Raw genomic sequence first — 23,456 nt, forward strand, 5'->3', positions numbered from 1 at the left:
CTTCATCCCCTATTCGAATTAGCTCTGCGCTGATAACGACTAGGTGCTATTCCAAAGTTCTTTTTAAAGACATAACTAAAGTAATTCGGCTCTGTATAACCTACCTTATTCGCAATAATGTAGGTCTTATCTTCTGTTTTATTAAGGAGTTCAATAGCTTTATTAAGACGAAGTTCCGTTAAATAACTAATATATGTCTGTCCTGTCTCTTTTTTAAAGAGTGTAGAAAAATAAGCCTGACTAATATGTAGATGCTCACATACCATCTCTACAGATAAATCTGGATTAGTAAAGTGTTCTGTAATATACTTTTTCGCTTCTACTATGAGTTGCTTCATCGTATCGTAACGTTCCTTATGAAGGTTTTCATGAATAGAAAGGGCACTATTGATAATGAAGTTTTGCATGCTCTGTATAGTAAGTAACCTTCCCATAACTTTAAAATAATCTTCTTTACCCCAAATCTGATTCGTATCTAACTCATATTTCTGCGCCATTTCCATCATAGAATGAATAATCGCCATGACATAAACTTGATGTTGACTAGTATGTACCTTAGCTGCTTTCATTTTGTGCATGAGACTTTCTATAACTTCTATAATCTCTTCTCGCTCTCCAAACTTAATAGCATGAATCAATTTTCCTTCACTTTGTTCATCAAATCTTAAAACCCCTACATGCATAACCTCTACATCACTAATGTAAATAACCATACCACTTCCTATAGTCGCTCTATAGCCTATAGCACTCTTAGCTTCATCATAAGAATCTTTAATCAGCTCTTGTTTGGTATAAGCTTTTCCAAGTCCTATAGTAACATTAAGCTCCAGAATCTTTTTACAATCTAAGCACACTTGATTTAACTTATTCATGAATCTTTCCATTTCCTGTTTTGTATGAATAGCGCACAAGATACATGTACCTGTCGCTGTTCCAAAAGTTTCGAACTGAAAATCCCCCATTAACTTTTCACAAATGATCTGTTCTACAGAAAGCGGAATTAAATCAACTTCATCATGTAAGTTAAGCCTCTGTTCATCTTGCTCAATCATTGGAAGCTCAATATGTGTTGTAGCAACAATCCAACTTGGCCCATCCTTTACACATAGATTAAACCGATTAAAACCTTCTAAAATAGCTATATGATTTAATCTTCCTTGTACCAAATCCCCTAAAAAATGTTCTTTTAGAACAGGAAGCATCCTTTGGTAATCTAGTCTTAAGGCCTGTATATTACGTTTTTCTGCAATGCGCTCATCCATTTTTAGCTTGAGTTTTTTTAGTATCTCTGTTAACTCAACTACATTAACAGGTTTTAAAATATATTCAATAACACCCAGTTTAATCGCCTTCTGCGCATATTCAAAATCATCAAATCCGGAAAAAATAACAATTTCTGTACTATTTCTTTCTTCTTTAATATATTTTGTTAATGTGAGTCCATCCATATAAGGCATTTTAATATCTGTTAATACTAAGTCTGGCTCTAACCCTCTAACTTTTTCTAATGCATCTTCTCCATTTTCTGCATCCCCTACTAATTGATAGCCTAATTGTTCCCACTGCATCTTTCTCATAATACTGCTTCTTACTTCTTCTTCATCATCTACTATAAGAATTTTGTATAGATACATGGCCTTCTCCTCTTTATCTCTCTTATAAACTAAATTATTTTATATATGTAGTACAATTTACTTATTTTAACAATTATATTTTATCTTATGTTGATATATTTTTCTACAATATTCAAAATTATTTTTATCAACTCTATTCTTTTCATTATTTAAAATGTACTATTAGGAAGATTTTATCTTGAATCAATAATAAAGTAGATTTTTATCACTGAAAAAACAAAAAAAGCTCCCTTTTCCTAATGCCTAGGAAAAAAGAGCTTTCTCTATTTATTTACCTGAAGAACCTAACATACCTGTTCCACGTTCAGATTCAAATTGCATTAATGCTTCATAGCTAATTTCTGCCGTTTTAACTTTTGGTACCTCTACGAGAATACACTGGCTCATAGCTTTTTCATAAGGATAAATAATAGCCTCACCAAAAGCTGATTGCTCTCCTGCGTAACTTTCTTTTAAAAGAACTACAGGTACTGTGTTATGATTTGTTAAAGGTACAAACCATTCGCCGCGGTAACCAGAATCAATAACACCTGCTCTTTGACCAATCCCTTTACTTCCATTAGAACCACGTTCTTTTAAAATAGCTACATAATCAGATGAGAAAGCTGAAGCAATTCCTGTTGGAATAAGTTTTGTCTCATGTGGTGCAATGATCATGAAGTCTTCTTCAAAGCAAGCATAGATATCAAATGCACCATCTTCTTCTCTCTTGCTTGGAATAATAGCATCCTCTTTTACTTTTGCAAAATATATTATACGATTATCCATCTTTTGTCTCTCCTCTTGGAACATTAAAATGTCAATAAAACCTTTTCACCTGACGTTAAAGAAGCTTGTACATCAATAATATTTTGATTGCTACTTCCTCTAAATCTAAGTTTTAAGTCTTTTAAAGCCTCTACAAATCTACCATCCACTAAGACATCACATAATTCAAGTATTTGGCGTCTTTTAGGCTCTTTTAGAATCTCTTCATAAGTATAACCAGAATAAATCCAAATTGTCTCATTAGTCTCTTGTTTAATCCTTCTTAAAAGATTTAGGAGGTCATCATCTTTTGTCTGTTGCATAGGCTCACCGCCTAGAATAGTGACACCATGTACATTCTCATCTTCAATATAGCTTAAAAAAGTATCTTCTGCTTCCTTTGTCCACGGCATACCATAATCAAATTCTCTATAATCTGTATTAAAACAACCAGGACACTGATGTGTACAACCTGAAACAAACAGTGTACTTCGTATGCCTATTCCGTTAGCTACATCATATTTGCGCATCTGAGCATAATGCATAATCCTTCCTCCCTTATAAATGAAGTACTCTACTTTTAATCTCTTGAGTCTTTCCTTTATTCCAGTAGTTATCCCCTAAATAGCCACATGTCCTTCTAATAACATTCATTCTACTTTGATCCTTATTATGACAGCTTGGGCACTCCCATTCTAAAGCATCGTTAATACTAATTTCTCCTTCAAAGCCACATACATGACAACAGTCTGATTTCGTATTAAATTCCGCATACTGAATGTTATGATAAATATACGTAATCATTTGTCTAAGTGCTTCAAGGTTATGCATCATGTTTGGAATCTCAATGTAAGAAATACATCCGCCACTTGAAATAGGCTGGAACTGACTCTCAAATTTTAGTTTTGAGAAAGCATCAATAGGCTCTCTTACATCCACATGGTAACTATTTGTATAGTAACCTTTGTCTGTAATATCTTTAATTTCACCAAACTTAGCTTTATCAATTTTAGCAAAACGGTAGCAAAGTGATTCAGCTGGGCTACCGTAAAGGCCAAACCCTAGTCCTGTTTCTGCTTTCCATTTCTTTGTAGCATCATTTAAACGGTGCATTACTTTTAATGCAAACGCCTCACCTTCAGGTTCTACATGTGAGACCCCTTTCATTGCCTTAGTGACCTCATAAAGCCCAATATAACCAAGTGAAATAGTAGAGTAACCATCCATGAGAAGCGGATCAATGACTTCACCTTGTTTAAGGCGTGCAATAGCTCCATGCTGCCAATGAATTGGTGCTTCATCAGAAAGTGTTCCTTTTAAAGCATTATGCCTACACATAAGTGCTTCAAAACATAAATCTAATCGATTATCAAGAAGCTTCCAAAACTTCTCTTCATCTCCATTAGCAATAATACCAATTTGTGGTAAATTTAGACTAACTACTCCTTGATTGAATCTACCTTCAAATTTATACTCACCTTTATCATCTTTCCATGGAGATAAGAAACTTCTGCATCCCATACATGAGAATACATTGCCTTCATAAATCTTCTTCATCTCTTTAGCAGATATGTAATCTGGATAAAGGCGTTTCGCACTACATTGTACAGCCATCTCTGTTACTTCATCATATTGACCACCCTCAAGGCAGTTATGCTCATGAAGGACATAAATCAGTTTAGGGAAAGCTGGTGTGGTATAAATACCACTTTCATTTTTAATACCTTCTATACGTTGTTTTAAAATCTCTTTGACAATAAGAGATACTTCTTCTACATACTCATCATCTTCTTCAATGTTTAAGAATAATGTTACGAATGGGCTCTGACCATTGGTAGTCATAAGTGTATTAATTTGATATTGGATAGTTTGTACACCTGACTCAAGCTCTTTGCGTGTTAAACGCTCTACTACTGCATTTAACTCTTCTTGATTATCCATAGAATCTTTTAGTAAGTTATAGTATTTATCTCTACTTCTTCTTAAGTATTTACCAAGATGTCTAATATCCACTGATTGCCCACCATATTGGCTACTTGCTACTTGCGCAATAATTTGTGTCATAACCGTACATGCTACTTGGAAGCTCTTAGGGCTTTCAATCATACGCTTATTAATAACTGTACCATTATCTAACATGTCTTTAATGTTAATAAGGCAGCAGTTAAAAATAGATTGCATAAAGTAGTCCATATCGTGGAAATGGAGGATACCTTCATCGTGTGCTTGCACAATACGTGCTGGTAGTTTTTTTCTCCTAGAAATATCTTTTGAAACTTCTCCTGCTATGAGGTCCCTTTGTGTAGAGGCCATCATGGCATTTTTGTTAGAGTTTTCATTCATTACTTCTTCATTTGTCAGTTCAATTAACCCTAAAATGCTATGGTCTGTTGTGTTCGTTTCTCTCTTGAAAGATTGAATAGCTCGATACCCTTCATAAGATTTCGCAGTTAACTCATGTCCATTTTCAATAAGCTTGAGATAAACGCTTGTTTCAATCTGAAATATCGTTGCTTTTGTTTCTACTTTGGAGAAATCCTCTTTAATTTCATTAGCTATTTTTCTTGCTATATGTTCATCTACAATACCGCTACCATATTTCATAGCTTTCATAATAGCAGTATAAATCTTCATCTCATCAAAAGTTACTTCTTGTCCGTCACGTTTAATAACTTCCATGTTTTACCCCTCCAATATCTCCCATAATAGCTTTACTTCTATGTACTATATCTAGCACAGCTATTACTTTTAGATACTAATTATTGTATCTGTAGTCGCTTTAAAAATATATCATCTTTGATCCTTTTTGTCTAACCTTTTCTTACCAGAATCCTCCACAAAAAAAGCTGAAATAACTCATTTTACAACGGTTACTTCAGCTAAAAATTTTTTTTAAATATTTTTTTCTATGCCATCGGTTCGTTATTGTCAAAAGCTTTTGTACGATTATGAATACGTTTTGTGTAATCAATAATTTTACGGTTGTATTCTTGATCCATCAGTGGTGATGTCAGTAAGAAATCTGCTGTAGATTGGTTAGTAGCTACAGGTATATCATAAAGTGCAGCAATTCTAAGCAAAGCTTTAACATCTGGGTCATGTGGCTGAGATGCAAGTGGATCCCAGAAGAAAATCATAAAATCAATATTACCCTCTACGATGCGTGAACCGATTTGCTGATCACCACCTAAAGGACCACTATTAAAGGCAGTAATAGGTAATTCTGTTGCAGCTGCTAGTAGTTTAGCTGTCGTACCTGTACCACATAAAAAATGTTTTGTTAACTTTTCTTTATTAACTGTAACCCAATTGATAATATCTTGCTTACGACTATCATGGGCAACTAATGCTATACGTTTTTGTTTGTCCATACGTACAATAGTAAAATCATTTTGTGTGTTATTTTGTTCCATAAAGGCCTCCTCTTAAGTGTATTACTTGTATTATACCTTGTCTAAAGCCACTTGCCTATAATTTTTAAAACCTTCTCCTATTTCTTCTACAAGAAAACTCATTTTTTTCCCTGTATGATAACTTAAATACAGCTTTTTCTTAGCTCTTGTCATCCCTACATAGAATAGCCTTTTTTCCTCTTCTAAATACCCTTCTTTTACACTTCTTCTAGATGGAAAGATATCTTCATTACATCCTGCCATATACACATAATCAAATTCTAATCCTTTTGCTTGATGCAAAGTCATAACTGGAATTTTTCCTTTAAATAAAGCGCTTTGCTCCACTTCACTGGCATGAAGAGCAGAAAAGGTCAGTAACTTCATAATGTTATCCTCATACGAAAGATGCTCTTCATAAAGTTGCTGCGCCATTTTATAAAAGTCTCTTAAATTTTGTAGTGCTTCTTTACTGTAAGCACTTTTATAGTTACAACTATTCATTAAATAACTAATAGCTTCATAAGTAGGTTTTTTAAGTATTTCCTTGGTCATACTTTGCACCTGCTCTTTTACCCCTTGTACATAAGGATAATAGGCTTCTAAATAACTATAGCGTTCATCTTTTTTCTCATTAAGCTTTTTAATAAAATGAGTAAGTACTTCACTTGTGGCTAGTATATCCTGTAGTGCATTATGATTAGGCTTAGCTTGAGTTTTGATCAGTTCTGACAAAGTACCTAGCTTATGATTAGGTAAGTATGGATAAATTTTATGAGCCAAGTCTAAAGTATCATAAACTCCTGGGTAAGCAAAAGACTGTTTATGATGACGATAGAGCATACTTTCTATAATGGATAAATCATACTTAATATTATGACCTACTACAATTTTATCTTTAATAAAATCACCTAATAAATCTAATGCATGAGGAATTTCTAAACCTTCTCTTTCTAGCTGGTCATCTGTAAAACCATGTACATAATAAGAATCTCCTACAGACTTAGTAGGCTTAACGAGTACATCAAGCTGATCTTTTACGCCATCTTTCCCATAACAGATAGCCGCAATTTGAATAATGTCATCACTTGTTGTATCGAGTCCTGTACTCTCTACATCGAGTACAACAATTTTATTTTGCATGTATCCCTCTATAAGAGGCTGATAAGGATCATTATTTTCTGCTAGAAACCAATCATGTAAATACATATACCCAGACTTAGTTTTCTTAAGTTCTTGTATAAGCCACTGCTCCATATGAATAACAGGATGCTTAATGATTTTCTCTAGTGCATAACTATTGCGTAAATTAATCGCATAACTCATCACAGCTAGAAGGTCTTTTACCTCTGTTGTACGCATTAACCTAATATCTTCTACGCGTATACAAGGAATACCTTTTTTCTCAAGCATTTTATAGATAGACTTAGCTAAACTATTGGTACGCGTTAAAATAGCAATTTGCTTATGTTCAGCTGTATAATGCTCACTAATAGATTTAGCAATCATGAGAATTTCTGCTTCTTGACTTCCTCCACAAAAAACTTCTATAGGCTCGCCAATTTCCTTCGCATAAGGTATAGATAAACTCGGATATAGGTTACTGTTACGGATAAAGCTATTAGCCGCCTTAAGAAGTAGCTGTGTGCTTCTATAATTGGTTTTAAGGGTAATCTCTACAGGATTAAAGATTTCTTTATAGTCTCCTATCATTGTTTGAGGGGCAGAACCACGCCACTCATATATCGTCTGATTAAAGTCTCCATATAAAGCGATATGGTTCTCCTTAGCCAACACTTTAATAATATGATACTCCCTTGTACTTGTATCTTGCATTTCATCCACTTGAATATAGTGATACCGTTTCTGCCATTTTGCTCTAATTTCAGGGTCTTCTAATAAATAAGTGGCTTCTATAATAAGATCTATAAAGTCTACACAATTATTTTCTTTTAAATACTTCTCATAAAGTCTTAATATCCTAGCACCATATTGCAAAATAATAGGATCTTTACTTGGATACTCTTTAAGATAAGCCTTAACCAATCTCTCCTCTTTAAGCTCTGTATCAAAGCTAAAATTAAGGCGATACTTCTTCACATTTTCTATAAAACTTGTCATGTTACCCATATACTTTTCTTCCTGTTTGGTCAGCGCAAAGATAATACGTTTTAATATATCTTGTGTATCACTTTCATCAATAATGGTACATGGGAAAGCAAGACGTGTATTTTGCTTCTCCTGATTGATAAGATAGTAGCAGAAAGAATGAAAGGTTCTGATGGTTAAATGTCTTACATTGTGCTTGTCATACAGGCCAATACGCTCCTCCATCTCTCTTGCTGCCTTATTGGTGAAAGTCAGACATAAAATAGATGTAGGGGGAACCTGCTGGTTTAATAAATATGCCGTACGCATCGCAATAACTTTCGTTTTACCTGTACCTGCTGGTGCTAATACAAGTAGTGAATCTTTTATATTTTTAACAACCAGCCTTTGGTCTTCATTAAGGGTCTCCCAGTCTCTTTCGAACATCTCGCCACCTCCTAAAAGGCATTATAGCATAGGCCAGGCGTTGCACATAGCTTGTTTTCATAGTATGATAAAAATACTTAAGAAATAAGCGAGGTTAGACTATGGAAAAATTAATACGCTTATGGGAAGAATCCCTTGAGCAAAATACTTTTATAGATGCTGTTTGGAGCAATCCACGTATCAAATTAGACCAATATGAAAAGATCACCTGCAAACGTATTCTCCTTAAATCGGAAGTTTTACTCCAATTTACACTCTATAAAAATAATAAAGCTTATCATGAAAACTGTAAGCTTAGTGAAGTAGCAGCTTTTTTAAGAAACAACGCTCAGAACTTCAAACAACTTCAGCTCTACACAACAACTTATGACTATCAAGCACTTATTAATAAAAAAGGGGAAGCTAACATTAAACGTAAAGCTGCAACCAAGAAACAAGATACTTCTCTTAGCCATAACCGACAAAAACAGTATATTTTAGATGAAGCAAGCTCGAAAGAGTTTTTAATTCACCTTGGGCTCATGTCTAATGATGGTCAGATTAAACCTTCTAAATACGATAAATATAAACAGATTAATAAATATCTCGAAACCATAGAATCTGTTATGTCAACGCTTAATCAAGACTTTATTCGTATTATTGACTTCGGTTGTGGTAAATCCTACTTAACTTTTGCTATGTATCATTATTTAACCCATATTCGTGGCAAACAAGTAGAAATTGTCGGGCTTGACCTTAAAGAAGATGTTATTGCTTTTTGTAATGATTTAGCCCACAGTCTTGGTTACACAAATCTGAAGTTCCAAGTAGGTGATATTGGCCAGTATACAACAGATAAAACGATTGATATGGTCGTATCCCTTCATGCCTGTAATACAGCTACAGATGCAGCACTTGCTAAAGCTGTAGGCTGGGATGCAAAGGTTATTCTCGCGGTACCTTGTTGCCATCACGAATGTTACACCCAAATTCATAACCCACTTCTTGATCCTATTCTAAAACATGGTATTCTCAAAGAGAAAATAGCTTCCTTTATTACAGATGGTATGCGCTCCCTCTACTTAGAAAGTGTGGGCTATAAAGTAAACGTTATGGAATTTATCGATATGCAGCATACACCTAAGAACATTCTTATTAAAGCCATTCGTCAAGGCACCCCCAATCCTTCAGCATTAGAAACTTATAAAGCCTTAAGTGAAGGAATGCATCTTGATTTATCTCTTCCACGTATGCTTAAAGATAGAATTTCTCAATAAAAATAAAGCGTAAGATAAATCTTACGCTTTATTTTTTCTCTTTTTATCCTTTTTAAGCTCCTAAATAAGCTTTTTTCACTTGTTCATTACTAAGTAGATCTTTCCCTTCTCCACTTAATACAATCTCTCCTGTTTCAAGTACATAAGCACGATGAGCAATTTGAAGTGCCCTATTAGCATTTTGCTCAACAAGTAGTACAGTTGTACCATCTGCATTAATTTCTTTAATAATCTCAAAAATCTCCTGGACTAGAATAGGTGCAAGCCCCATAGAAGGTTCGTCCATTAAGATAATTTCAGGTCTGGACATAAGCGCCCTTGCCATCGCTAACATCTGCTGCTCTCCACCACTCATAGTTCCCGCTAACTGCTTACGTCTTTCTTTAAGTCTTGGGAACCTATTGTACATTTTTTCAATATCTGAAGCAATTTGCTTTTTATCTTTAATCGTATAGGCTCCAAGTTCAAGATTCTCTTCTACGCTCATTTGAGCAAAAACGCGTCTTCCCTCTGGTACATGTGCCATACCAAGAGGTACAAGTTTATGAGCTTCTTCATGAGTAATAGGCTTTCCTTTTAAGGTAATAGTACCTGAACTTGCCTTAATCATCCCACTAATCGCTTGGAGTGTAGATGTTTTGCCTGCCCCATTCGCACCAATTAAAGTAACAATTTCTCCTTTTGGAACTTCAAATGAAATCTCTTTAAGGGCATGTATATTGCCATAATGAACGTTAAGTTTTTCTACTTTTAACATATGCTTCCTCCTTAAGCCTGGCCTAAATAAGCCCCTATTACTTTCTCATTATTTTGAATTTCACTTGGTGTACCCCTTGCAATAACCATACCATAGTCAATTACAACCAATCTTTCACAAATAGACATCACTAAATCCATATCATGTTCAATAAGCAAAATGGTCATATTAAACTGATCTCGGATAAGTTTAATAGTCTGCATCAATTCATTGGTTTCATTAGGATTCATCCCTGCTGCAGGCTCATCTAATAAAAGAAGTTTTGGGCTTCCTGCTAAGGCACGGGCAATCTCAAGCTTACGTTGTTTCCCATAAGGTAAATTCATACTGAGCTCATAGGCATATTTATCTAGTTCAAAAATTTTAAGGAGTTTCATAGCTTCTTCTTCAAGCCATGCTTCCTCCTTCTTGTACCGTGGTAAATGTAAAATACCTTCTAGAGGAGAATACTTTAGCCTATTATTAAAAGCCACTTTTACATTATCAATAACAGTCATTTGTTTAAACAGTCTAATATTCTGGAAAGTACGCGTAATTCCTTTTTTTACAATTTGATGTGTTTTTAAACGGTCAATACGTTCACCATTAAATGTGATAGAACCTTCTGTGGGCGTATAAACACCTGTAAGTAAGTTAAATACAGTTGTTTTTCCTGCTCCATTAGGTCCTATAAGCCCTATAAGTTCCCCTTCTTCTATTTGCAAATCTAGTTCACTAACTGGTTTAATTCCGCCAAAGTTAACACTCATTTTATGTACTTCTAATAAAGCCATATTACTCCTCCTTCCCTATACTTATATTTTGTTTTCCTCTAAACTTTAATTTATTTTTCAATCCCAATTTATCTAAAATAAGTCCTACTGTAATCCCTTTTGCCTTACATACCATCATACTAATAAGTACTAAAGAATAAATAAGCATACGATATTCTGAAAAGGCACGCAAAACCTCATTTAATACGCCTAATACAATAGCTGCAATAATCGTTCCACTTAAGCTCCCCATGCCCCCTAATACAACAATGATTAAGTATTCAATAGAATTAAGGAAACCAAAACTACTTGGGCTTAATACTTGTAAGTAGTGGGCATAAAGTCCACCACCAATACCTGTAAAGAAAGCTGCAATAGCAAAGGCAAAGGTCTTATAGTAGAAAGTACAAATTCCTACACAATCTGTAGCAATCTCATTTTCACGAATAGCAATAATAGCACGTCCATGTCTAGATTTAATGAGTAAATAAAATGCAGTGACAATCACAATGGTAACGAAAAAAGTTACAGTGAAATTACTATAGCTAGGTATACCTGATAAACCTTTGGCTCCATTAGTGACTTTAAGGTTATTGAGCACAATACGAATGATTTCTCCAAAGCCTAATGTAATAATGCCTAAATAATCCCCTCTTAAACGAAGTGCAGGAATTCCAATTAAAATGCCTATAAAAGCAGCAAATGCTCCTCCACATAAAAGTGCAATAGGAAATTCTAAGGCTGCAGGAAGGTCCAAATTCATAGTAATAAGTGCCGATGTATAGGCTCCTACTGCCATAAAACCTGCATGCCCTAGAACAAGCTCACCTAAGTAGCCTGTTACGAGAGTTAGAGAAGAGGCCATAATCACATTGATTAAAATCGCTACAATAACACCACTAAAATAAGAGTTAATCATACCTAATGATAAACCTATCATAAGAAAGAGATAAGTAAGGAGAAGGCTTCCTAAAATAATTAAAGATTTGTTTTTATTTTTCATCTTGATCACCTACACTTTCTCTCGTACATTCTTACCTAGAATACCTGCTGGCTTTAGTAAGAGTACTAAAATTAAGATTAAAAATAAAATAGCATCTGCCCATAAAGAAGCATCTGGCCAGAAAGCTGATAGAAAGCCTTTTGTAATACTTTCAATAATACCAAGTAAAAATCCTCCTAGCATAGCACCTGGTAAAATCCCAATTCCTCCAAGCACTGCTGCAATAAAGGCTTTAAGTCCTGGCATAACTCCCATTAAGGGTTTGATTTGGGGATAGGCCATAGCAAAAAGGATCCCTCCTATTGCCCCAAGTGCTGAACCAATAGCAAAAGCAATAGAAATGGTTTTATTAACAGAAATACCCATTAAAGCTGCTGCTTTAGCATCTTCTGAAGCGGCACGCATAGCTTTCCCAAGCTTTGTCTTTTTAATAAATAGCTCTAGTGCAATCATAAGAAATACAGAAAGACCTATTGAAATCATCATAATCTGACTGATTTGAAGTGCCCCAATTTGGATAGGTGCAAGTGAAAGTGTAGGGAATGGTTTTGAACTCGCCCCAAACAAAATAGTAAATAATGTTTCTAAGAAGAAGCTTACCCCTATCGCTGTAATAAGTACCCACATACGTGGTGCATTTCTAAGTGGTTTATAAGCCACTTTTTCAATACCCATACCAATAAGTGCACAGCTAGCCATTGAAATAATAATAGCTATTGGCAGTGGTAAATTAAAAACAGTAATCATCATAAACGCAATATAAGCGCCTACCATCATAATATCTCCATGAGCAAAGTTAATGAGTTTAACGATGCCGTATACCATTGTATACCCTAAAGCAATAAGTGCATAAATACTCCCAATATGTAAACCATTAAGTATCTGCTGCATCAATAATGTTCCATAATCCATACTTCATCCCCCTCTATCTCTGATTTTACATAAATCCTATAAAAGCTTTAAAATTACTCGGAGGCAAGGCCTCCGAGAATAAATGTTTTCTGCTCTATTTATTATTTTACTGCATCAAGTTTTTTATAAAGTGTATTTTGACCTTCTTTAATTTCAATAACAGATACAGATTTAACTGGATTTCTATTCTCATCAAAAGTAATATGACCTGTTACACAATCTAAAGAAGTATTTTGCATTGCAGCGGTAATAGCATCAGCTTCTGTACTTTCACAAGTTTTAATTGCCTCAATTAAGATTTTTGCTGCGTCATATCCAAGTGCTGCAAAAGCATTTGGCTCTGCATCATATGTAGCTTTATAATTACTAATGAAATCTTGTACAATTACTGCATCATCTTCTACTGTATAATGGTTAACAAAATAGCTGCCTTCTACAACTTCTGGATTATTAACTGTTTTCTCAGTTACACCATCCCAACCATCTCCACCAATAAAGGTAGATGTAATACCGATTTCTCTTGCTTGTGTTGTAATAGTTGCAATAGTTTCATAGTAATCTGGAATAACAACAACATCTGCATTAGCATTCTTAATATTTGCTAAGATTGGTTTAAAGTCTACGTCATTTTTTCCATAGTTTACTTTTTCTACTACGGTTCCACCAGCTGCTGTGAAAGCTGCTTCAAAAGCTTCAGCAATGCCTGTTGAATAGTCCTGTTCTGAGTTAATCATAACTGCTGCTGTTTGAGCCTTTAAATCTTCTGTTGCAAATTTAGCTAAAAGTTCCCCTTGAGCAGGGTCTACATAGCATGCTCTAAAAATATTTGGACCAATTGTTGTAATGCCAAGTTTTGTTCCTGTTGGTGTAATCATTGGTATATTTTTTTCTGCTGCTAAGTTAGCAATCGTTTCAGTTGTACTACTAATATCAGAACCAATAAAACCAATAACTTTATTATTATCTACTAACTTTTTGAAAGCATTTGTAGCATCTACTTGACTTGCTTTATTGTCTTCTAATATAAATTCAATTTGTTTACCAAGTACTCCACCATTTGCATTGTATTCATCTATAGCAAGCTTTACCCCATTACTTGTTGCAATTCCATATTGTGCAGCTTCACCTGTTAGGTCAAAGCTTCCTCCTATTTTAATTGTATCTGAAGAAGCATCTGCTTTTTGGCATCCTACAAAAGATAAAGTGCCCATCATAGCTACTAATGCTATTGCTAATAATTTTCTTGTTTTCATAGTATCACTCCGCCTTGTTTTTAATTTATATTTGACATTATACTAATTTTAAATTGCAATTTCAATACAATTTTTATTAAAAAATAGAGTTTTATTTAGATTATATAATGCACCAAAAGTTATTTATGAATTATACGTATAAATAAAATTCATTTTATATTATTTTCTAATTTTATTTTTTATTTTTATGTTAACATATAATCAAAAAACAAAAATAGCTTTTAGGGCTTGAACCTTTAGAAATACATTTGTTAAAATAACATTACACAGAAAGGATGTTTTCTTATGATTTACATAACTCATTCACACTCTTTAGACTTCGGTATAGAATCTCCTGCACATTGCTATTTAGATTTGGAAACAACTGGTCTTTCTAAAATTCATGATACCATTGTTTGTATAGGCATTGCCTTTAAAAAAGATGACACTTATCAGTCTTGTCACTGGATTACAGAAACTCTAGAAGATGAGTCACTTCTTATTGAAACCTTTTTAAAGGAAGTAATCCGCTTTGAAAAAATTTACACTTATGGTGGCAAGCACTTCGAATGGCCTTTTATTCTACAAAGAGCAGAGATCTATGGGCTAGATACTTCAGCCCTTACCACTCTTCATCTAGTAGATTTAAAATCTTCAAAACGTGCCAGAACTCTTATAGAAAATGACATAGGTTTTAACAGAAGCCTCACAACTTCAGGCCGAGAGCTTGCTAAACTCTGTAAACTTACCTTAACTTCATCTCATATTAACTATAGTACGCTGATTTCAGAACATAACAAGGAAGAACTTTTAAGCCTGATGACTATTTATCACTTCTATAAATTTTTAGATAGACTAAATCATGCCAAGCTTATAGATTATACCTTTGAAGAAGTAGCTTTAACTTTCTATTTATCTCCTTCTTATATCTATCCTTATTCCTTCAAATATCAGCTCTATCATTATGAATGCCTGTATGATGCTTCACTTAACCATTTCTCTTTATCTATTAATGCTTTAGCATTAAAACTTAAAACCTATCTTCCTCCTAGTGACTACTATATTGTAGAAGGTAACTTGATGCATAAATCTCTAGCTAAACTTCTACCTGCTTCTATGCGTACTAAAGCTACTAAATCTACCTGCTATCTTGAACAAGAAGCTCTTTATTTACCTCTTAAACTGTCTAATCAATCTCTTTATTGGGAAGATGAACAAAAACAAATTTATACACTCTATAACCAAGAATCACTCTCTCCATTTCTTGATGAAATTCTAAAATTAGTTATAAAAAAATTAGCCCAAAGACTTTAAAGTCTTTGGGCTAATTTTAATTTCTAGATAGGTTATTGGGTATCCATACCTTTAAGTACTTCTAACACTTCTTCAATTACATCTTTAGGTGTAGATGCACCTGCTGTCACACCTACTTTATTCTTGGATTTAAACCATTCTGCATTAAGATCCTTAGCCTCTTCTATACAATAAGTATCTTGGCAATAAGACTTACATATTTCAAAGAGCTTTTGTGTATTAGAACTAAAACTACTTCCAATTACAATCATAGCATCTACTTCTTTAGAAATCTCTTTGGCCTCTTCTTGCCTTTCAGAAGTCGCATTACAGATTGTATTAATGAACTTCACATCATATCCTGCTTCTTCTAATAACTTAACAATTCCATCTACAACTTCTTTTTTATAAGTTGTCTGAGATACAATTAAGTACTTCTTATTTAAGTCAAGCTCTGTAAAATCTACATCTTCTTTATTTTTATAAATGATACAACCTTCTTTGGTCCATCCATTAATCCCAATAATCTCAGGATGCTTAGCATCTCCGATTACAATAATACGATAACCTTCTTTTTCATATCTACTTACTAGCCTATGAATTTTAGTTACATAAGGACAAGTTGCATCTAGTACTTCAATATTTTTTGATTCTGCTTCCTTATAAACAGCTTCTGGTACACCATGGGCCCTGATAATGACTTTTTCCATTGGAGTATTGTCCAAGGCTTCTACTGATTCTATACCTTTTTGTTTAAGTTTTCTTGTTACCGTTTCATTATGAATAATATGTCCAAGTGTATAGGTTTTCTTATCTTCTTCAGTTTTAAAGGCCATATCTACAGCACGATGTACACCAAAGCAAAAACCTGCACTTTTTGCTAAAATAATTTCCATTTGTTACACTCCTATAGTCTTTCTTGCAAAAGGTGTGCAATACGCTCAATAATCTCCTCTATAGAAAGTGAAGTCGTGTCAATCTCGATACCATCATCAGCTTTTTTAAGTGGTGAAACCTCACGATTAGCATCTTGATCATCTCTTTCTTGAATTTCTTTAAGAAGCACATCATAAGCTACTTCCATACCTTTTGCCTCGTATTCCAAAAGTCGTCTGTTTGCACGCTCTTCGGCAGAAGCAGTCAAGAAGATTTTAAGTGTTGCCTGAGGCAGTACAACTGTTCCAATATCTCTCCCATCCATGACAACAGATTTCGTTGCTGCGAGTTTTCTTTGCATATCTACTAAAGCTTCTCTTACCTCTTTATAAGTAGCTACCTTAGAAGCTGCAGCTGCTACTTCTTGTGTACGAATAGCTGTGCTTACATCTACTCCATTTAAGTAAATCTTCTGTGCATTGTCTTCATAAATAATGTCAATGCCTATTTGACTAAGTACACTATTTACTGCATCTTCATTCGTATAGTCTATATTGTTTTGTATACAGAAAAGCCCTACCGTACGGTACATAGCTCCTGTGTCAATATAAGTACAACGTAGGTTCTGTGCTAAACACTTAGCAATAGTACTCTTCCCTGCACCTGCCGGCCCATCAATTGCAAGCGTAAAACGACCTAAGTCTGGTCTTAACTTCTTAGCACCTTTTAAATATTGATGACAAACTGTCTGTTGCACTAAAGCCTCACTCTGACATAATACAGCTATACGGATACATTTTTCAAGTGAACCTTTCACATACATTTCCTGCATGCACATTAAAGCAGCTTCTGTAACCCCCAAATTTCTTGCTGCTACTGCTGGATAAACTGCATCCAAGTCTTTTGTACAAGTAAAGGTAATTTGTATAATATCTTTTTTATCTATTTGATTAGCTGTTAAAACAGCTTCTAAAAGCTCTTGAGAAGCTTCTAACATAGCTTCTTTTGTATTCTCTGTTGTAATAGCCCCACGAATGGCAACAATATTCATTTTATCCCTCTCTTTAATCACATTTTTCCTTAATCCCGTTCATCATATTAGGATTATAATTATTCATCTCTCTTGTATCATCATAAACTTCATATTCCATCCAAACAGTCTCTAGGTTATCAAGATTTGTGGAAATCTCATCTTTTTTACGTAAACTTACTGCTACAATAATCGCATTAATAATACTTAAAGGTGCAACTAGCGAGTCTACAAATGAAATCATCTCACTACGGCCTATTAAAGTTTGCTCTGCATACTGCGCAATAGGAGAAATATAGCTATCTGTAATAGCAATAACACCGGCCTTTTTAGAACGTGCATATTCTAAGGCTTTTAAAATACGCTTAGAATAGCGCGGAAAACTGATCCCAATAATAACATCATTGCTACCAATATGATGAATAATCTCAAAAATTTCACTAATACTGTTTGTATTAATCACTCTTACTCTAGGGAAGATAATATTAAAGTAAAATCCTAAAAAGCTTGCAAGTCCCGCACAACTACGTACCCCTAGTATATAAATAGTATCTGCATTAATGATTTTATCAATAGCTTGTTCAAATACTTGTTCATCTACTTGCTCAATTGTATAAGCAATTTTTTCCTGGTCTGTTTGAAGCACACTCTTTAATACATGTTCTGTATCAATACGGTCTGTCGTTACTTCAAGACGTTGCATAGCTGTTAGTTTACTCTTAACAAGCTCTTCTAAAGCTTCTTGGAATTTAGGATAACCATCGTAACCTAATTCATTTGCAAATCTTACAACGGTTGATTCACTTACCCCCACTATTGTTCCAAGTTTAGCTGCTGTCAGGAATACTGCCTTTTCATAATGTTCTAAAATATAATTGGCGATTAATTTTTGCCCTTTACTTAGCTTGGGCATACTCTTTTTAATACGCTGAATCAGATCGTTATTCATTACTCATTTCCTTTCAATCACGTAACTTTATCATTACATCTAGTATCATTATATAATATATTTGTATTTTGACAACGATATTTTACTATTTATCACATAAAAAGACTACAGAACAGCTTATGTCGTTCTGTAGTCTACCTATAACTTACAAATTATACGGGGTAAGCTTTATTTTTTTTGTCTGCTACTGCCAAATCCACTTTTTTCTCCTTGGCCTCTCTATATTTAAAGAAGTCCATAGCTACTTGTGGGAATAGTGCATAAGAAAGAATATCTTCATCTTGTTGTTTATACATAGCCATTTCTTTTTCAAGTGTTTTAAGCTCTGGCTGCAGTAAATCTGCTGGTCTGCAGGTAATAGGTTTTTCGTCCCCTATAATTTTCTTAACAATTTCTTCTTTGATTGGTACTGGCGTACTACCATATTTCCCCCTTACCATATCTTTTGATTCTTTAGATACCATTTTGTATCTTTCCCCTGCAAGTACATTAAGTACTGCTTGAGTTCCTACAATCTGACTACTTGGTGTAACAAGTGGTACATAACCAAAGTCAGCCCTTACTCTAGGAATTTCTTTTAATACATCATAGTATTTGTCTTCCGCATTTTGCCCTTTAAGTTGTGATACAAGATTTGAAAGCATACCACCAGGTACTTGATAACGAAGTGTATTAATATCTACAGAAAGCACTTTAGTATTCATTAACCCACTTGCTAAAGCTTCTTCACGCATTGGTCTAAAATACTCTGTAATTTCGCTCAAAATCTCTTGGTTAATACCTGTATCATACGGCGTACCCTTGAATGTTTCAACAAGTACTTCCGTTGCTGGTTGAGAAGTCCCCATAGCTAATGGGCTCATAGCTGTATCAATAATATCACATCCTGCTTCAACAGCTTTAAGATAAGTCATAGAAGCAACGCCACTTGTATAATGTGTATGAAGCTGAATTGGAAGATTAGTATGGGATTTTAATGCTTTAACGAGCCTTTCTGCCTCATAAGGTACAAGAAGACCCGCCATATCTTTAATACAAATAGAATGGGCACCCATGTCTTCAATACGTTTTGCAAGTTCTATGTAATACTCTAATGTATGCACTTCACTAAGTGTATAAGAAATAGCTACTTGTGCATGCCCACCTTCTTTACGTGAAGCACGTACTGCTGTCTCTAAGTTACGCATATCATTAAGCGCATCAAAAATACGAATAATATCAATACCATTTGCAATACTTTTTTGAACGAAGTATTCTACTACGTCATCAGCATAGTGACGATACCCTAAAATATTTTGTCCCCTAAAGAGCATCTGTAGTTTTGTATTTTTAACTTCTTTACGAATTTTACGAAGTCTTTCCCATGGATCTTCTTTTAAAAAGCGTAAGCAAGCATCAAAAGTTGCACCACCCCATACTTCCATTGCATAGAAACCTGCTTGGTCCATTTTAGCTGCAATAGGTAGCATCTCTTCTGTTGTCATTCTTGTTGCAATCAATGACTGATGTGCATCTCGAAGTGTTGTATCCATTATTTTAACAGGTCTTACAATTTGATCTGACATAAAAACAGGCCTCCCTTATTAACCGTAAATTGATAGTAATACACCGGCTGCAATAGCTGAACCAATAACCCCTGCCACATTTGGTCCCATTGCATGCATGAGTAAGAAGTTTGTTGGACATTCCTCTTGACCAACTTTTTGTACAACACGTGCTGCCATTGGTACAGCGGATACACCTGCTGCACCAATAAGTGGATTGATTTTCTTACCACTTAAATAGTACATCACTTTACCAAAGAGTACACCACCAGCTGTTCCTACTATAAAAGCGAAGAGTCCAAGTGCTAAAATACCAAGTGTTTTAAAGTTAAGGAATTTTTCTGCACTTGTTGAAGCTCCTACTGAAATACCAAGCAAAATAGTAATAATGGACATCATGGCATTACTTGCTACATCTGCAAGACGATTTGTAGAAGCAACTTCTTTTAAAAGATTACCAAACATCAGCATTCCTACAAGTGTGCCTGCTGATGGTAAAATAAGTGATACTGCAATGGTTACAACAATAGGAAAGATGATTTTTTCTGTTTTGGATACAGGTCTTAACTGTTCCATTTTAACCATGCGTTGTTCTTTTGTTGTAAGCAGCTTCATGATAGGTGGCTGAATAACCGGAACAAGTGCCATATAAGAGTAAGCAGATACTGCAATAGCTCCTAATAAATGTGGTGCCAATTTTGTTGCAAGGAAGATAGATGTTGGACCATCTGCGCCTCCTATAATCCCGATAGATGCAGCTTCTGGACCATTAAATCCAATAAGAAGTGCTCCTAAGAAGGCTACGAAAATACCAAGTTGTGCTGCTGCTCCTAAAAGTAAGCTTTTAGGATTAGCAATAAGAGGTGCAAAATCTGTCATTGCCCCTACACCAATAAAGATGAGTGGTGGGAAAATCCCTAATTCTTTTCCCATTCCTATATAGTATAAAAGTCCACCTGGCTCAATTTTACCTGTAACATCATTCATAATACCCGGATTCGTAATACCTACACCTGGTAAGTTTACAAGAAGCATCCCAAATGCAATAGGAATAAGTAAAAGTGGCTCAAAGCCTTTGGCAATAGCTAAGTAAAGTAAGCCACAGGCAATCAGAATCATTGCAACATACTTAATATCGAGTTGAGCAAGTCCTGAAGTCATAAAGAACTCCTTGACAGAATCTAAAAATACACTGCCTATATTCATTTTTGTTTCCCCCTTTATAGAGTTAGGCCAAAAGATTAGTTGATAGAAATAATCACATCATTTGCTTCTACCATGTTACCTGCAGATGTATTAACAGATGCTACTGTACCTGATGCAGAAGCGAAAATTTCATTTTCCATTTTCATAGCTTCTAAAATGGCTACTAAATCTCCTTCTTTAATAGTCTGCCCTACACTTACTTTTACATCTACAATTTTACCTGGCATAGGTGCTACTACCTTATGTGCTCCTGTAGAAGCAACTGGTGCTGGTGCCACTGGTGCTACTACCTTTGGCATAGCTTGTGCCACTTGTACTGGTGCCACGCAAGGTGCTGATGCTACAGCACCTAACTCTTCTACTTCTACCTCATATGTATTACCGTTAACTGTTACTTGAAATTTTCTCATCATACTGCCTCCCTTAATTTATTTATGCTCTATTTCTATTTACTTGTCTTAAAGAACGTACTTGTAATCTATCTGATGTTGTCCCCAAGCTTGCTGCAATAGTAGCTGTAATAACTGCTACGAGCTCTAAATCATCTCCTATTATAGGAGTCACTTCTTGTTTAATCTCTTCTTGCTTGATAGGGATTTTAACTTCTTTTTCAGGATGTTGTTTATTTTCTATAGTACTTACAGCCCATCCAACAACTTTGATTAAAAGGATTAGCAAAAAAAGTACCACAAATACCATGGCCACTCCTATTAAAAAGACACTGAGTCCATCTACAAACGCGCCAAAATTTAGACTAACTTTCATTAAATTCACCTACCTTATACTGTTGGGTGCTTTTTTAAATGATTTGCAACTTGTTTGGTATAGAGCACTTCAAGTGCAGCAATAACACGTTTTCTTGTTGCTGCCGGCTCAATAATATCATCAATATAACCGTGTGCTGCTACAGCATATACACTACTATGTTCTTCTTCATATGCTTTAACCTTTTCTTGCATAAGATCAGCTGGATTTTCAGCATTTTGTAGTGCCTCTTCATACATAATTTTTACAGCACTTTCACTATTCATGGTAGAAACTTGTGCTGTTGGCCATGCATAGACATAGTCTGCACCAATATGCTTACTATTCATAAGCGTATAAGCTGTTCCATAAGCTTCTTTAAGAATAACATTTACTTTTGGTACTGTGGCATTTGCAAAAGCAAAGGCAAGCTTACTTGCAGCTTTGATAATACCTAATCTTTCTGTTTCTACAGTTGACTCAATATATTTAATATTAGTAAGTGTTACAATTGGAATGTTAAAACCATCACAGAAGCTTACAAATTGTGTCGTTTTCTGAAGTGCTGCTAAATCCATAGCTTCTTCTTTATTAGCAACAAAACCTACTGTAGCACCATTCATTCTTGCAAAACCAGTGAACACTTTTGCCCCATAATGCTCTCCTACTTCAAAATACATCCCATTATCTACAATCGAAGCTATAATTTCGCTTATCTGTCTTACGTCGAAATCAAAATCATTAAGACTAGAATCTACTCTATTAAGGTCATCCATACAATTTAAACATGGTGTTTCTTGTTCACTATTAAGTGGTAAGTAAGTTAGAAGTTCTCTTATCTTTCCTATCAGCACTTGCTCACTTTCTTCACCCCATACTGCTAGACCACTTTCTCTTAAGTGTACATTTGCAGTTGCTACATGGTCAAAAGATGCGTTTTTATCTTCTAATGTATTTGGACTATTTAAATACATTTTCCCATTTTTAGTACTCATGAATGTAAAATCAGATAACCCAGCAACAAAGGATACCCCTCCGGCACAATCACCACATATAACTGCAATTTGAGGAATTACCCCTGATGCTTTACTCATTTTGTTAAAAATCATCCCATAGCCATTAAGTGCTTCAATACTTTCTTCCAAACGTAAACCCACTGTATCAATAAAACCAATAACAGGTGCTCCCATTTTAATTGCATCATCATAAGTTTTTGCAATTTTCTTAGCATGCATTTCCCCAATAGCACCGCCTAGCACTGTAGGATCTTGGCTATAAACATAGACAAGATTTCCCTCAACGGTTCCATAACCACACACTACGCCGTCAGCAGGGGTGTTAACCTTCTGACCTTTGCAAGTAAAAGTTTTACTTGTAACGAAAGTACCAATTTCAACGAAACTATTCTCGTCGAGTAAATGTGTAACCCTGTCTCTGGCAGTTAGTTTACCTTTATCTAAAGCTGCCTTTTTCGCTTCTTCATCATAGCCATTTAGAATAGCTACTTTGTGAGCTTCCAGTTCAGATAATTTTTGTAATGTGCTCATCTGATACCCTCCAATTAGAAAAATAGATTAAAACAAAGTGTAAAAAT

At 34.7% G+C, this 23,456-nt stretch carries 21 protein-coding genes; 2 read left to right on the plus strand and 19 right to left on the minus strand.

The features are described from left to right. Window positions 1-2: 2 nt before the first annotated feature. From ACLTBU_RS00335 to ACLTBU_RS00360, 6 genes are all read right to left on the minus strand, one after another. Complete coding sequence (locus tag ACLTBU_RS00335) at window positions 3-1,634, minus strand: response regulator transcription factor (protein WP_412217039.1); 1,632 nt, start codon at window positions 1,632-1,634, stop codon at window positions 3-5. 267 nt (window positions 1,635-1,901) lie between these two features. Beyond that, window positions 1,902-2,402, minus strand: a complete 501-nt coding sequence (locus tag ACLTBU_RS00340) for a dCTP deaminase domain-containing protein (RefSeq protein WP_412217041.1) — start codon at window positions 2,400-2,402, stop codon at window positions 1,902-1,904. A gap of 23 nt (window positions 2,403-2,425) precedes the next feature. Then, on the minus strand, window positions 2,426-2,926 hold the full coding sequence (gene nrdG / locus ACLTBU_RS00345; RefSeq protein WP_177669910.1) for an anaerobic ribonucleoside-triphosphate reductase activating protein: 501 nt from the start codon (window positions 2,924-2,926) through the stop codon (window positions 2,426-2,428). Between the two features lie 13 nt (window positions 2,927-2,939). Then, window positions 2,940-5,060 carry an anaerobic ribonucleoside-triphosphate reductase gene (gene nrdD, locus ACLTBU_RS00350; protein WP_412217043.1) on the minus strand — a complete coding sequence of 707 codons (2,121 nt, stop codon included), beginning with the start codon at window positions 5,058-5,060 and terminating at the stop codon, window positions 2,940-2,942. Window positions 5,061-5,287: 227 nt separating this feature from the next. Next, the gene (locus ACLTBU_RS00355; protein ID WP_177669906.1) at window positions 5,288-5,794 is read right to left on the minus strand and encodes a methylglyoxal synthase; all 507 of its coding nucleotides are present in this window, start codon (window positions 5,792-5,794) and stop codon (window positions 5,288-5,290) included. Window positions 5,795-5,824: 30 nt separating this feature from the next. Further along, window positions 5,825-8,308, minus strand: a complete 2,484-nt coding sequence (locus tag ACLTBU_RS00360) for an ATP-dependent helicase (RefSeq protein WP_412217045.1) — start codon at window positions 8,306-8,308, stop codon at window positions 5,825-5,827. A 101-nt stretch (window positions 8,309-8,409) separates the two neighbouring features. Here ACLTBU_RS00360 and ACLTBU_RS00365 point away from each other — a divergent pair, with 101 nt between their 5' ends. Further along, window positions 8,410-9,564: a class I SAM-dependent methyltransferase gene (locus tag ACLTBU_RS00365; protein ID WP_412217046.1), complete on the plus strand. Its 1,155-nt coding sequence runs from the start codon at window positions 8,410-8,412 to the stop codon at window positions 9,562-9,564. 52 nt (window positions 9,565-9,616) lie between these two features. Here ACLTBU_RS00365 and ACLTBU_RS00370 read toward each other — a convergent pair whose 3' ends face one another. The 5 genes from ACLTBU_RS00370 to ACLTBU_RS00390 form a co-directional block, all read right to left on the minus strand. Next, window positions 9,617-10,321, minus strand: coding sequence for an ABC transporter ATP-binding protein (locus ACLTBU_RS00370; RefSeq protein WP_412217047.1), 705 nt, complete (start codon window positions 10,319-10,321; stop codon window positions 9,617-9,619). 11 nt (window positions 10,322-10,332) lie between these two features. Beyond that, a complete protein-coding gene (locus ACLTBU_RS00375) occupies window positions 10,333-11,094 on the minus strand; it encodes an ABC transporter ATP-binding protein (RefSeq protein ID WP_412217049.1) in 762 nt (253 codons plus the stop codon). 1 nt (window position 11,095) lies between these two features. Next, window positions 11,096-12,076 carry a branched-chain amino acid ABC transporter permease gene (locus ACLTBU_RS00380; protein ID WP_412217050.1) on the minus strand — a complete coding sequence of 327 codons (981 nt, stop codon included), beginning with the start codon at window positions 12,074-12,076 and terminating at the stop codon, window positions 11,096-11,098. 9 nt (window positions 12,077-12,085) lie between these two features. Next, a complete protein-coding gene (locus ACLTBU_RS00385; protein WP_412217051.1) occupies window positions 12,086-12,988 on the minus strand; it encodes a branched-chain amino acid ABC transporter permease in 903 nt (300 codons plus the stop codon). A gap of 101 nt (window positions 12,989-13,089) precedes the next feature. Next, window positions 13,090-14,241: an ABC transporter substrate-binding protein gene (locus ACLTBU_RS00390; protein WP_412217052.1), complete on the minus strand. Its 1,152-nt coding sequence runs from the start codon at window positions 14,239-14,241 to the stop codon at window positions 13,090-13,092. Window positions 14,242-14,526: 285 nt separating this feature from the next. Here ACLTBU_RS00390 and ACLTBU_RS00395 point away from each other — a divergent pair, with 285 nt between their 5' ends. Next, window positions 14,527-15,534, plus strand: coding sequence for a ribonuclease H-like domain-containing protein (locus ACLTBU_RS00395; RefSeq protein WP_412217054.1), 1,008 nt, complete (start codon window positions 14,527-14,529; stop codon window positions 15,532-15,534). Between the two features lie 32 nt (window positions 15,535-15,566). Here the strand turns inward: ACLTBU_RS00395 and ispH are convergent, their stop codons facing one another. The 8 genes from ispH to ACLTBU_RS00435 form a co-directional block, all read right to left on the minus strand. Next, complete coding sequence (ispH, locus tag ACLTBU_RS00400) at window positions 15,567-16,409, minus strand: 4-hydroxy-3-methylbut-2-enyl diphosphate reductase (RefSeq protein ID WP_412217055.1); 843 nt, start codon at window positions 16,407-16,409, stop codon at window positions 15,567-15,569. 11 nt (window positions 16,410-16,420) lie between these two features. Further along, window positions 16,421-17,440, minus strand: a complete 1,020-nt coding sequence (gene cmk / locus ACLTBU_RS00405; protein WP_320650341.1) for a (d)CMP kinase — start codon at window positions 17,438-17,440, stop codon at window positions 16,421-16,423. A gap of 13 nt (window positions 17,441-17,453) precedes the next feature. Continuing rightward, window positions 17,454-18,368, minus strand: a complete 915-nt coding sequence (locus ACLTBU_RS00410) for a MurR/RpiR family transcriptional regulator (protein WP_177669888.1) — start codon at window positions 18,366-18,368, stop codon at window positions 17,454-17,456. Window positions 18,369-18,520: 152 nt separating this feature from the next. Continuing rightward, window positions 18,521-19,933: an oxaloacetate decarboxylase subunit alpha gene (locus tag ACLTBU_RS00415; RefSeq protein WP_412217057.1), complete on the minus strand. Its 1,413-nt coding sequence runs from the start codon at window positions 19,931-19,933 to the stop codon at window positions 18,521-18,523. A gap of 18 nt (window positions 19,934-19,951) precedes the next feature. Next, on the minus strand, window positions 19,952-21,073 hold the full coding sequence (locus tag ACLTBU_RS00420; RefSeq protein ID WP_320650349.1) for a sodium ion-translocating decarboxylase subunit beta: 1,122 nt from the start codon (window positions 21,071-21,073) through the stop codon (window positions 19,952-19,954). Window positions 21,074-21,153: 80 nt separating this feature from the next. Continuing rightward, complete coding sequence (locus ACLTBU_RS00425) at window positions 21,154-21,528, minus strand: biotin/lipoyl-containing protein (RefSeq protein ID WP_177669884.1); 375 nt, start codon at window positions 21,526-21,528, stop codon at window positions 21,154-21,156. Window positions 21,529-21,550: 22 nt separating this feature from the next. Next, the gene (locus ACLTBU_RS00430; protein WP_177669882.1) at window positions 21,551-21,883 is read right to left on the minus strand and encodes an OadG family protein; all 333 of its coding nucleotides are present in this window, start codon (window positions 21,881-21,883) and stop codon (window positions 21,551-21,553) included. A gap of 14 nt (window positions 21,884-21,897) precedes the next feature. Then, the gene (locus ACLTBU_RS00435) at window positions 21,898-23,409 is read right to left on the minus strand and encodes an acyl-CoA carboxylase subunit beta (protein ID WP_412217058.1); all 1,512 of its coding nucleotides are present in this window, start codon (window positions 23,407-23,409) and stop codon (window positions 21,898-21,900) included. Window positions 23,410-23,456 lie beyond the last annotated feature (47 nt).

It is taken from the genome of Zhenhengia sp., from assembly GCF_046966505.1.
Taxonomy (GTDB): domain Bacteria; phylum Bacillota; class Clostridia; order Lachnospirales; family Cellulosilyticaceae; genus Zhenhengia; species Zhenhengia yiwuensis.